Annotated in this window: 13 protein-coding genes; 3 read left to right on the top strand and 10 right to left on the bottom strand. The window is 35.0% G+C overall.

Annotation, left to right across the window (positions count from 1 at the left end):
• Window positions 1-126: 126 nt before the first annotated feature.
• On the bottom strand, window positions 127-972 hold the full coding sequence (locus IWB64_RS15650) for an enoyl-CoA hydratase/isomerase family protein (RefSeq protein ID WP_194534897.1): 846 nt from the start codon (window positions 970-972) through the stop codon (window positions 127-129).
• Window positions 973-1,141: 169 nt separating this feature from the next.
• Here IWB64_RS15650 and IWB64_RS15645 point away from each other — a divergent pair, with 169 nt between their 5' ends.
• On the top strand, window positions 1,142-1,552 hold the full coding sequence (locus IWB64_RS15645; protein ID WP_194534896.1) for a hypothetical protein: 411 nt from the start codon (window positions 1,142-1,144) through the stop codon (window positions 1,550-1,552).
• Here the strand turns inward: IWB64_RS15645 and IWB64_RS15640 are convergent, their stop codons facing one another.
• From IWB64_RS15640 to IWB64_RS15610, 7 genes are all read right to left on the bottom strand, one after another.
• Complete coding sequence (locus tag IWB64_RS15640; RefSeq protein WP_194534895.1) at window positions 1,553-2,419, bottom strand: AraC family transcriptional regulator; 867 nt, start codon at window positions 2,417-2,419, stop codon at window positions 1,553-1,555.
• Window positions 2,420-2,451: 32 nt separating this feature from the next.
• Complete coding sequence (locus IWB64_RS15635; RefSeq protein WP_194534894.1) at window positions 2,452-4,005, bottom strand: DEAD/DEAH box helicase; 1,554 nt, start codon at window positions 4,003-4,005, stop codon at window positions 2,452-2,454.
• Window positions 4,006-4,330: 325 nt separating this feature from the next.
• Window positions 4,331-4,804 carry a cupin domain-containing protein gene (locus tag IWB64_RS15630; protein ID WP_194534893.1) on the bottom strand — a complete coding sequence of 158 codons (474 nt, stop codon included), beginning with the start codon at window positions 4,802-4,804 and terminating at the stop codon, window positions 4,331-4,333.
• A gap of 61 nt (window positions 4,805-4,865) precedes the next feature.
• The gene (locus IWB64_RS15625) at window positions 4,866-5,873 is read right to left on the bottom strand and encodes a zinc-binding alcohol dehydrogenase family protein (RefSeq protein WP_194534892.1); all 1,008 of its coding nucleotides are present in this window, start codon (window positions 5,871-5,873) and stop codon (window positions 4,866-4,868) included.
• A gap of 27 nt (window positions 5,874-5,900) precedes the next feature.
• Window positions 5,901-6,575 carry an NAD(P)H-dependent oxidoreductase gene (locus IWB64_RS15620; RefSeq protein ID WP_194534891.1) on the bottom strand — a complete coding sequence of 225 codons (675 nt, stop codon included), beginning with the start codon at window positions 6,573-6,575 and terminating at the stop codon, window positions 5,901-5,903.
• 213 nt (window positions 6,576-6,788) lie between these two features.
• The gene (locus IWB64_RS15615) at window positions 6,789-7,418 is read right to left on the bottom strand and encodes an alpha-ketoglutarate-dependent dioxygenase AlkB family protein (protein WP_194534890.1); all 630 of its coding nucleotides are present in this window, start codon (window positions 7,416-7,418) and stop codon (window positions 6,789-6,791) included.
• A 58-nt stretch (window positions 7,419-7,476) separates the two neighbouring features.
• Entirely contained in the window at window positions 7,477-7,728 is a 252-nt protein-coding gene (locus IWB64_RS15610) for an aldo/keto reductase (protein WP_317172002.1), read from the bottom strand.
• A 303-nt stretch (window positions 7,729-8,031) separates the two neighbouring features.
• Between IWB64_RS15610 and IWB64_RS15605 the strand changes: the two genes are divergently transcribed.
• Entirely contained in the window at window positions 8,032-8,928 is an 897-nt protein-coding gene (locus IWB64_RS15605; RefSeq protein ID WP_194534889.1) for an AraC family transcriptional regulator, read from the top strand.
• 3 nt (window positions 8,929-8,931) lie between these two features.
• On the opposite strand, the gene IWB64_RS15600 is transcribed toward IWB64_RS15605, so the two are convergent.
• Together IWB64_RS15600 and IWB64_RS15595 are read right to left on the bottom strand one after the other, a co-directional pair.
• The gene (locus IWB64_RS15600) at window positions 8,932-9,519 is read right to left on the bottom strand and encodes a thioredoxin family protein (RefSeq protein WP_194534888.1); all 588 of its coding nucleotides are present in this window, start codon (window positions 9,517-9,519) and stop codon (window positions 8,932-8,934) included.
• 500 nt (window positions 9,520-10,019) lie between these two features.
• A complete protein-coding gene (locus tag IWB64_RS15595; protein WP_194534887.1) occupies window positions 10,020-10,895 on the bottom strand; it encodes a LysR substrate-binding domain-containing protein in 876 nt (291 codons plus the stop codon).
• 113 nt (window positions 10,896-11,008) lie between these two features.
• On the opposite strand from IWB64_RS15595, the gene IWB64_RS15590 reads away from it, so the two are divergent.
• Entirely contained in the window at window positions 11,009-12,469 is a 1,461-nt protein-coding gene (locus IWB64_RS15590) for a pyridoxal phosphate-dependent decarboxylase family protein (RefSeq protein ID WP_194534886.1), read from the top strand.
• Window positions 12,470-12,509: the final 40 nt, after the last annotated feature.

Here is a 12,509-nt window from a genome sequence, read left to right as displayed (position 1 = left end):
CGTTAATCGTTGTTGGTTTTTCGCTATACGCTATACGCTATACGCCATGCGCTACACGCTTCGCGCTTTACTCAAAAATTTAAAAGCGATATGCGCATAGCGTTAAGCGTGTTGCGTAAGGCGCCCTTAATTTACTTCTTGAATATCCATAACCATTTGTTCCCAGTTCCTCTGGTTTTCGTGGTCAAATTGTGCTCCGTTATCATCTGCATAGGCAAATCTTTTTATTGCAGGAGTTCTACTCGTAGCTTGAAATAATTGGTATGCTTCTTCTTTTAAAGCTTCTTTTATTGGTAAATCTATAGATGCATATACTGCACGTTTACTAGCGGCAATAGAATCTGCTGGAAATTGAGATATACGTTGTGCTAAAGCATCTACATAACCTCCTATTTCATCTGCCTCTAATGCTTTGTTTATAGTCCCGAATTTTTCAGCTTCATCTGCATCCCAATCTTTTGCTCCTAGAATAATTTCTAGTGCTTTTCCTAATCCTGTTTGTCTAGCCATACGAGACGCTCCACCTCCACATGGTAAAATTCCCATGCCAACTTCCATCTGCATGAACTTAGCCTTTCCTCTAGCTGCAAAACGCATATCTAACGCTAACGCCATTTCGTGTCCGCCTCCTCTTGCAAAACCTTCAATTTTCGCTATAGTTGCTTGTGGTATGTTGCTTAAGCGTTCTAAAACAGCTTGTAAGTCCAATAACTGTACTTCGTTTCGTGGTACAGCTTCGGTAGACATATCTTTTAATAAGTTGGTATCATAATGACATACCCAATATCCTGGATTTGAAGATTCAAAAACCACAACTTTTACGCTTCTATCTCTTTCTAATAATAAGCATAAGCTGCTTAAATCTGCTAGCATTTCTTGTCCCTGTACGTTTACTGGTCCGAAGTTGATGTCTACGGTTAAAATTCCGCCTTTTTGTTCTGCTGTAAATGTTTGAAAGTTCTTGTAGTCCATAATATTTATTTTTTGGTTGCTATTCGTTCTGTATTAATTACAGTACAAAGTTATCTAGGGACACAAGGTTCAAATGGGTAAAAAACAAAGTGGTTTAGGTAAAAAAAGAGGTAATTGGTGATTTTTTAAGTTTATGTAAGTAAATTACTCCAATATAATTGAGACTAACATGAGTACATCTTGCGAACCAACACCTCAGAATAAAAAAGAATTCATTTCTGATATTGGAGAAATACTAGTCAAGGATAATGGCAAGAAAAAATATTACACACCTGATGAAGTGAAAAAAGCGCACAGAAACAGTAAATGGTATGATTATGTGGATTGGTCTTGTTGGGCATTGAGTATTTTCTCATCGCATACAGACTTTGATTTGTACCATGAAAAAACAGAGGAAGCTTGTGATTATGTAGCTATGAAGACAGAAATGTTAAGCGGAATTTCTGCCTCTACCGTCTCAGATTGGACCGATATTCCAGCTATTGACTTAGATGCTTCTTGGTTGGATTTTGGCGATGTGTTTGATGGTTTGCTAGAGGGTGTTGGAGAATTTGTTTCAGGAATTTTTGATGGTATTTAATTAGGCGGATAGACTTGCCTTGTAAGACCCTATGGTCATGCCTTTGTAACTTTGAAAGGTCTTATTCAAATGACTAGAATCTGTAAAACCCAATTCCATCGCAATTTCTGAGAACTGCATGTCTGTGTACTTTAAACGGGTTTCAACAAGTTTTAGCTTGTAGTTGATAATGTACTTTTTTAATGAAACATCAGTATGCTTTTTAAAATATTCACTCATATAATTATCTGCCATATGAAACTCCTCTGCCAACCTTTTGGTGGTAAGCAATTCGGAATTATAAATATTGGCGTGAATGTAGTTGATGATTTGTTGAATTTTAGATGACTTAACATTCTTTACCGTGTCTGCCGTATTAATGAATTGAATATTTCTAGCAATAAGATGTAGAATAACCGATACGGAATTTTGAATAATGAAAATATCAAAAGTTTGCTCGCTCATATATTCAGTGGCAACCATGTTAATAAGAGATACTAAGTGTGACCGGTCAGATTCGGTTGCAAATTGCATTTCACGAAGCTGGTGACTTTCGCTATTTAGTATTTCTTCGATTTTTCGAAACCAATCGTTAACCGGTAAGGTTTCGTTTAGCGTAGATGTTTTTCTAAAAAAACTCTTTAAAAATTTTATAGCCACTGTAGTGGTAGCAGAATCAGGGTTTACGATATAAATATCGTCAGGAATAAAAACAAAAACACTGTTAGAAGTATAAGGTACAGTATTACCATTTATTTTAATAGTTCCTGTTCCTTTTTCAAAATATAAAATTTCAAAAAAACGAATAGAAGTATACTTACAAAACTCAAAAAAAGTTTGTTCTTCGTATTTCGCAATTACTATATTTTCAATAATAGTGCGTGCCATAGTGTTTTCTTTTCAACAGATAATTAAGTCGACTAATCTTCCGGCGGATGCCCGTGAATTTGCTCAAAAACGGCATCAAAGTTTTCTCTAAGGTAGGCATTAAGCTTTTTTTGGTAATCCATTTTCAGCCAATTGATAAAATTATAGGTGCTTTTACTTATACACTTGCCATAAACTTGTATCCTATTATCTATATCGTCTTTAAGTAATTTTGCCAACGCAAGCGCATCATACACATCTTCACTGTTTTCTATACAAATATAAGCATGTTGTTCAATGGATTTTTCCAATACCACTTTGGAAGATTCTCCGGAAAAGGTCGCTTCCTTATATATGGCTTTAATATCCAAATAAGTGTCCTTGGATTTTGCAAATTCCGACCTAATATCATCGGCTAGCTCATGTTTAAAAGATCCTTCAATATCTTCATCATCCTTAATACGGTCTATGTAGAAATTAGGAGATTTAAAAATGGTCTCCCAATCTAAATCTGCACCCCACGGACCAAAACGATAGATATTATTGCCAAGATCTATAACGGTAAATTTAGATTTGTTGTTCAACACACGAGACCCCCTACCAATCATTTGGTAGTATAAGGTTAACGATTTTGTGGCCCTATTAAGAATGATGGTATCTATGGTGGGTTCATCAAAACCAGTCGTTAGAATACTCACGGAGGTTAATATCGCGTCCGGAGTTTCATGAAACCAATTTAAAATTTGTTTCCGTTGTTTTTTGGTAGCGGTATTATCCAAATGCATAATGGGCAAACCTACATTCCTAAAGGTATGGTATACTTGGATTGAGGTTTCAATACCATTATTGAATATCAATGTTTTTTTTCCCTTGGAATGTAACGTATAAGCTTCCAGCAATTTATTTAACATGGACGGACTCGTATACAAGTCCGATGAAGATTTTACTGTATAATCCCCATTTGAACCTACCTCCAAAGAAGTCAACCCCATATCATACTGATACGTCTCGGCTCTGGCCAGAAAATCGTTTTCAATTAAATTTTCTATAGATTCCCCAGGAATCAACTCATCATAGTTACCGTTCATAGGCAACTCTTTATTGGAACTTAAGGGCGTAGCGGTAACCCCTAGAATAAAAGAATTTTCGAAAAATTTGAACAGTTTTGTAAAGGAATTATAATGAGCCTCATCCACAATGACAAGGCCAACATCCGAAATATCCAATATACCATCGTTAAGCCTATTATTTAGTGTTTCTACCATGGCAACATAACAGTTGTAACGTTCATGGTCATCTAAATTGGCTTTGCTATTGACTACTTTATTAACCACTCCAAAACTGGTGAGCATTTTAGAAGTCTGATTACAGAGCTCTACACGGTGTGTCATTACCAAGACCTTTTTTGAATGGTTTTTAAGGTATTGTCGAACCATTTCAGAGAAAATTACTGTCTTTCCACCCCCGGTAGGTAATTGATATAACAGGTGGTAATCATCTCTTTCATTATCGAACTTTTCAAATATTTTATTAATGGCACCTTGCTGGTAGCTATAAAGTTCTTTGTCCGTTTTCTTTTCCTGTATTTCAAATAAGGGCTCTTTCATGATATCTTTTTCTGTAGCATGCAAAGGTAAAACCTTCAATAAGTAATTACTAATATATAAACAGGCTTTCGAAACAATTCACCGCCGTTTTTATAAATGATGTCGATTATTGGATGTTCATCGCAACAATCTCACACAGCCTATTACTTAAAAACTAAATACTTCGATGGGTTTTACACGTTCAAAAAGGTGTTGAAATAAAAAAGCCACTTAAGAAAAGTAGCTTTTAAAATTTTCATTAAGAATGCAATTACGCTTTATCTAAAATAACACTTTCAGTTATAGGTTTAAATATAGAAAGGTTTAGTCGCAACATTTTTTCATCTTACTCACTCTTTTTTAAATAGTCCGGAAGTTCTTTAGACAGCCAATCTTGACGGACAGGAACGTGCACGTCTAAATCTACTGTTTTTTCCAAAGCCCAAAACTCGTGCGGAACATTCTCTGGAAACACAATGACTTCTCCGCCAGAAACAATAACAAATTCCTCTTTTCCATCTATAATGGTCTTAATTTTAACCTTACCAGACATGATGTAGGTGATTTGCTCATTTGGGTGTTGGTGCCAAGGAATATGTGCGCCTTTTTCCAAATCAAAAATGGTCATTTGTCCTTTTTGACCGTGAAACCATTTTCGCTGAATACCTTCCCCAATAGTTTCCGACTGCATGTCATCAAAATTGAAATGCTGCACTTTTGTGGTAGCCACAGAATCTATTGTATTTACCTGTGCATTTGCAGTAACGTTGACACATAATGCTGTTACGGCTAATGCTGTTATTGATTTTCTTATGTTCATTCTACTATATTTAAAACACACAGAGTGTCATTGGTTTATTTTAATATCTAACCCATTAGGTTTAAAATCCCTCTAAAACAATTTTACCTTTTGCTTTTCCTGTTTCTAAGAAAGCATGCGCTTTACGCATATGCTCGGCATTAATAGTCCCAAAGTTTTCACCTAAGGTCGTTTTAATGGTTCCGTTGTCTATCAACTTGGAAACTTCATTTAATATATTGTTTTGCTCAATCATGTCTTCCGTTTGAAACATAGACCTAGCAAACATAAATTCAATGTGAGTAGAAACCGCTTTATGCTTAAAAGGCATCACGTTAAACGATTTAGGGTCGTCAATAAACCCGAATTTCCCTTGTGGTTTTATCAGCTTCACAATCTCATCTGCATGTTGCTCCGTAGCGTTTAAGCTCACCACATAATCAGGAGCAGGTAAATTATATTTCTCGAATTCTTGACTCAATTTATTTCTGTGGTTGATAACCGAGTCTGCACCCAATTCCTTTAACCAATCTGTTGTTTCTTCCCGAGAAGCCGTTCCAATGATATTCAGCTTAGTTAGCTTTTTGGCTAATTGTACCAAAATAGAACCCACACCACCAGCAGCGCCAATAACTAGAATAGATTTGTTAGCATCATTTCTTGCCACTTCTAATCTATCAAACAACATTTCATAAGCCGTAAGGGTTGTCAAGGGTAAAGCTGCAGCTTCTGCAAACGAGATGCTCGTAGGCTTTCTACCCACAATACGTTCGTCTACAATTTGATATTCTGCATAACTTCCTTGACGTGTAAAATCGCCCGCATACCAAACTTCATCACCAACCTTAAAAAGGGTGACATCATTACCAACTTCTTTTACTATTCCTGCAGCGTCCCAACCTATAATTTTCCAGTCATCACCTTCTACTGGCATTCCCACTCGCACTTTGTAATCAGCCGGGTTTACAGAAATTGCTTTTATCTCTACAAGAATATCTCTGCCTGTTGCTTTTGGCATATCTAATTCTACGTCTTGTAACGATTTTACATCCTGTATAGGGAGGTTTTCTATGTATCCTATTGCTTTCATTTTATGTTGTTTTATAGGGTGATATGATTACTTCCAAGTAACAATATCATCAAAACTTCTTCTAGATTTACCAAATTCTGGATCTGCTTTTCTATAACCGAAAGCAGTCATAAATGATAGACCATATTTATCCGTATCCACACCAAATTTCTCTTTCAATAAAGTTTCTGCTTTTTCTTGATGAAACCCTTCAATGGGACAAGAATCAATTCCTGTTAAAGCGGCCGCTGTCATCATATTACCTAAAGCTATGTAGGTTTGTTTAGCCGACCAATCAAATAACTTTTTATCCGTATCCAAATCAAAATCACGCTCTTGAAATTCTCTATAAAATTTAGAGTACACTTCAATAACTTCTTCGGGCATTTGCTTTACATCTTTCATCATGTGCAAGATATATTCAGAATCATGCTTTACCATTGGCGCCTTCATACTTAAACCTAATACAAAGTGGCTGGCAGTATCCAACTTTAAAGGTGCTCCCCACGCTACCGGCTTTAATAGCTCACGCAATTCCTTATCTTGAACAACTACAAAATGCCAAGGTTCAAAACCAAATGAACTTGGCGATAAATGCGCTGCTTCTAAAATGAATTTCATATCGTCATCAGAAATAGTTTTAGAAGCATCAAATTCCTTTGTTGCGTGTCTAAAATTAAAAGCATTGATGATATCTTCTTTTGCTATGTTTGGTGTACTCATTAGTATATTTTAAAATGTTGTTTTTGTAATCCGATACAAATATAAAGTCTACATATACTTTTTTAGAGTATAAAAAAAGGTGATACTTGTATAAATCAGGGTTTTTTAGAGGATTTTTTAAGAAATAGTTTCAAAATCAGGTTTATTCCTGTTTACAACACAAACAATAAGCACATAAAGACGTTTTAATCCTTTATTAATACCTATTTTAATTTAATTAATCCATCTAAAAGTCAAATTGATTCTAGGTTGAATTTGTTTTGCTGTTTTTGGTATTTTATGCTTCCAGTTATCTTGTGAAGCACCTTTCATAAGAAGAAGGCTTCCGTGGGCCAAGGGTATATCTACACGTTTTAAATCTTTTCGGGTAGTATGCTTTAGTTGAAAAGGTCTTGTTTCTCCAAAAGTTACCGAAGCAATAACTGTGTTTTTTCGTTGATCACCTTTATAATCTTGATGCCAATCTACACTGTCTTTACCATCTCTGTAATAATTTAGTAGACAGCGTATAAATTTCACCTCTACCTCCTGCTCTATTCGTTCTTTAATAAAAAGTAAATCAGCATTCCACAAGTGCATTTTACTCTTTGTGTTCGTATATTTAACATCCTTAGTAACATCACCAAACCAAGCAGTTAACCTAGGATAATCAACCTCTTTACCGTGAATGGTAATTTGCTCTTGCTGCCAAGGTGTATTTTGAAGTAAGCTAGCATACAACTTATTGCTTTCTTCTAAACTGAAGAAATTCTCAAATAAAGTAACATCGGCTCCTGGTAGATCAAATTCTATTTTACGGACTTCATTTGTGGAAAATAGGTCTGTTTGACTAAATAAATCCATCTCTTTTTCTGTATCATTTTTTATTGAAATCGAACTAAACCTCAATCCACCAGAAGCTTTATGTTACCGACTTTAAAATATGTTTTTTACTAATACCATAAGAATGCTCCTTGGTTTCCGAACCTACTTTAGTAGAAATAACCAATTGGACTCTGTTACTACGGGATTTCATCCATTTCCCAATTATAGTTTCAGATTGACCTCCTACACCATTTACCCACCAACTATAGGTATCAGCGGTATCTATAAAATTTAAACCTGCATCTTCAAATGCATGTAAAATTTCAAATGATTGTTTCTCATCTAATATTCAGCCAAAAACGTTATCACCAAAATTAATGCGACCAACTCCTAAATCGGTATTTTCTATGTTTACTTTTTTCATATTCTAATTTTTTAAATTTCTTTTCACCGAACTTAAAGCTTGCCTATATCCTATTATAATAGGTGTTGAATCAGAAAAAAATATTTAAATTTTCACAAAGGTCTGAACAAAATACTATACAAACAAGGTACATAAGAAGGATTTACATGTATTTAACAAGGTTTTAAGGGCTATGAAAAATTACCGTGGGCGCACAATGTTGTATTTTTGCTTAACAAACAGTAGGTTATGCAAATTTTAGAAGCCCAAAAACCTTTTGAGATACAAGAAATTGAATTGAAGGATTGGAAACAACGACCGGTCAAGAACAATTTTTTTGAGTTGGTTTTAATTAAAGATGGTGAAGGCACACAGTGTATAAATTATAATCACCATCGCTATAGTCAGGGTAGCATGTTTTTATTACCTCCACTAAAATGCCACTCTTTTACCATAGAAAAACCGACAAGATTTGTATTCTTAAAATTTACAGATTCGTTTTTTAAAAATGAAAAGCGCAATACAAAAGAAAAAAACGAATGGTTTAATGAAGCTGCTTACATTCTGAGCAATTACAACCAATTACCGGGCGATATCATTAAGAATGATATGGACAGAACGCATTTATCAGACCTGACATCTATGATTTTACAAGAATCTAGAAATTATGGAAATGAGTCAATCACACTTATCAAAAGTCTGATGAACTGTATTATGGAAATACTTATCAGAAACATAAAAAGGGGAAATTTTTATGAAGTCCCACAGAATAATACTGATGACCGAATTACAAAAATGCTAATCTATATTAACGAGAACATAGGCAAACCAGAATTATTGAGGATAGAAAATTTAGCAGAGGTATTTATGATGTCTCCCACATATGTAAGTGAATTTTTCAAAAAACAAGTCAGTATATCTTTGAGGGAATATATAATTAAGGCAAAGCTGAAATTAGTAGAAATACGTTTATTAAATTCAGATTTTACGTTAACTCAAATTGCGGACGATTTAGGCTTTACTGATGTAAGTCACCTTTCTAAAACATTTAAGCGCTATGCCGGGACCTCCATACGTGAGTTTAAGAATAATGGGGAGTATAGGTTACTAAAACGTAATACCTGTTCTACTGCTTTACAAGCTTAATACTTAGAAAAACATATCCATATTATTTCTGGATATCCCACGTTTCCAAGCAATACTTGAACCCATGCTAGGGTATTGACTTGGGTTTACCTCCTTACCCTCCAATATGGCATCCAATGCGGTATAAAGGTCTTCTCCGGTCGCGGGTTGAACACCTGGCCTGGTCATATCAAAACGACCCGTATAAACGCATTCCAGATTACCATCAAAAACGAACAAATCAGGATTACTTTCTGCACCGTAGTCCAACGCTACATCTTGATATTCATCATAAAGATATGGGAAAGGGTAGTTATTGTATTTTGCCATCTGAGCCATAAAAAATGGATCGTCTTGAGGGAATTTCTTAATATCATTGCTACTAATGGCAATAAACTGCATTCCTAAACGCTGATACTCATTGGCCAATTCAACCAATTTAGAATTAATATGTTGTACAAACATACAGTGGTTACAAATAAACAATATTACTGTAGCGATATCTGACTTTAATTGAGATAGCGTCATCACATTACCCGATACGGTATCAGGGAGTTTAAAGTTAGGGGCTTTTTTCCCCAATTCCATCATGCTAGACAAAACAAACGTCATGATTTTATTCTTCGGGGGACTAAACGTCCTGGATTAATTTTTTAGCTATATATCCTATGGCTATTTTTTTAATTTTTTACTTTCTCATACAACTTAATAAGTTGTAAATCCTTAATTTTTAAGTTAAGAATAATTAAAATGAATTTATGTATAAATAAAGGTTTTAAAAATAATTTCTTGTATGCTATGCTATTTCACAGGCTATTTTAACCCTTAAATCATGATTGATTTGAGGATTTAATAGTAAAACTCTCATTATTTTCCTTTTTTCATACCTAATACTTGAATTTTTATCAAAATTTACCTGGTATTTTTTAAACTAAAACCTCTAAAAAACGAATAGTAGGGCACATTATTAAGTAATATTCATACAACAATACGATATTTAAGCATTTTAAAACGCAGTTTTGAACAATAGTTTCTAAAAAGTTACAATTTTTTGCACTTGTTTATTGAACATAAAATAGTGATTAAATCTAGCTCATCCATGCGGCTAATAATTAATTTATTGTATGTAAAAGACTAAATAATTTTGGGTGTTCAGTTTCTAGTTTCGGATTCCAAATCATTGTTAACTGCGCTTTCTGAGGCGTGTCTTTTAATTCATAAAAATCGATAGGTAAATTGAGTCCCCTTATGGACGAAATAGGCTCTAATGAAACACCCATGCCCGCTTCTATTAATCGAATACTGGTACTAACAGAATCGGTTTCATGTACTACATTGGGTATAAAACCAGCACCCGTACAAATGGATTCTATAATATTCACGTAGTTGGGGCCATCTGTTTTTGATGGAAAAATAAAGGGCTCTTTTGTAAATGTAGTAAAACCATCTTTATCTACTCTACTCATATCAAAACCCTTAGGAACCAATACCGCGTAATTGTCTATGTGCAAAACTTTGCTCTTTAGACCCAATGGTACTAATGGGTTAGTGGCAAAACCAATATCCAATTCGCCAGATTGCAGACGCATATATTGATCGCGATTATTAAGTTCTTTTAAAATAGTTTTAATATTTGGCAAGTTTTGACGAATATCTATCAGAATTTCTGGAAGAATAGATTGCATTACAGAATGCGTAAATCCTATTTTTAATTCTCCTGCTTCCCCATTATGAATCTGTTTGGTCCGTTTAAGAATAAAATCATATTGGAGCAGTAACTTCTCCATTTCACCAACAAAATATGTTCCGGCATTTGTTAACTGAACGTTACGTTTATTTCTTATGAACAAGGGGGATTCTATCGATTCTTCCAACTGTTTTATTTTACGACTTAAGGCTGGTTGAACAATATGTAAAGCTTCTGCTGTTTTCGTAAAATTGAGTTTTTTTGATAGAAGTATTGCGCTACGTATGTGTTGTAAATCCATTTCAGTAATACGTATTTGTTATTAGTTTATCAAAATTAAGCATTTATATATATAACTAAGGATACCTAGATTTGTATTGAATAGGATATTATTCAATACAAAAATTATTTATTATGACCTCAGGCCAAAGCTTAGCAGAAGTATACGATGCCGAACAATTTAGAGCTACAGGAAAAGAATTGATAGATGTGCTTGCTGATCATTTTAGGGATTTACAGCATAAAAAAGGAAAGAAGGTCTATCCAAACCATGCGCCAGAAGACGAGTTGCAATTCTGGCAGGAAGATTTGGAACAAAAATCAAACCCTATCCAAACGCTAACAACTCTTCTTAACCGATCACAACAAACTCAACATCCAAGGTATATGGGACATCAAACGGCAGTTCCTGCTCCTATTTCTGCGCTTACAGGTTTGGTTACCAATTTGGTCAATAATAGTACTGGTGTTTTTGAAATGGGCCCTGTATCAAATGCTATGGAACGTGTAATTACAGATTTCACTGCAAAAAAAGTGGGTTATGGCTCGTCTGCTTCGGGAATTATGACCTCCGGAGGAAGCCTAGCGAATTTAACGGCATTATTGGCTGCCAGAAAAGATAAGGCTCCACATAACGTATGGGAAGAAGGTCATAATGAAAAACTTGCTGTTCTTGTTTCTGAAGAGGCCCACTATTGTATTGATTGGGCTGCTAGAATTTTAGGACTTGGAGATAAAGGAATTATTAAAGTTCCTGTTGACCAGGATTTTAAAATACGTACGGACCTTTTACCACAGTACTTAAATAAAGCCAAGGCCGACGGTCTTCATGTTTTTTGCATTATTGGATGCGCCGGTTCTACCGCTACTGGTTCCTATGATGATTTAGAAGTATTGGCAGAATTTAGCCAAGCTCATAACCTTTGGCTACATGTAGATGGTGCACACGGCGGTGCCGTAGTGTTTTCCGAAAAATACCAACATCTTGCAAGGGGTATTGAAAAGGCTGATTCTGTGGCCATAGATTTTCATAAGATGTTAATGACACCCGTTCTCAGCACAGCATTGATGTTCAAAGAAGGAAACAAAATTTACAGAACGTTTGCCCAGAGAGCTCAGTATCTATGGGATTCTCCAGAAACGGAAGAATGGTACAATTCTGCTAAAAGAACTTTTGAGTGCAGCAAACCTTTTTTATCCGCTCAGGTATATCTTATTCTTAAAACCCATGGCATGGATATTTTTGAGAAGAACGTTAATAAGCTTTATGATTCTGCTAAACTATTAGCTCAACTCATTACAGCCAAGCCAGAATTTGATTTGGTACACGAACCGGAATCTAATATTGTAAACTTTAGATACGTACCTAATAAAGAGATGACCATTGCTGAACTAAATTCATTAAATGCTGATATTAGAAAGCGATTGGTTGCCTCTGGAAATTTCTACATAGTACAGACTACCATTGCGGACCAACGTACTCTTAGATGTTCGGTAATGAATCCGTTAACTTCAAAAGCCGACTTTGTAGAGCTGTTGAATGAAATAGAAAAAGAGGCCGCTTCTATCTTAGGATCAGAGCTAGCCCACGTTTAACACCTCACTTTTATTATACTAATTTGCGAGATAAAGCTAT

It is taken from the genome of Zobellia nedashkovskayae, from assembly GCF_015330125.1.
Lineage (GTDB): Bacteria > Bacteroidota > Bacteroidia > Flavobacteriales > Flavobacteriaceae > Zobellia > Zobellia nedashkovskayae.
The sequence above is the reverse complement of the archived record's forward strand: the minus strand, read 5'-3'. Positions and strand labels throughout refer to the sequence as shown.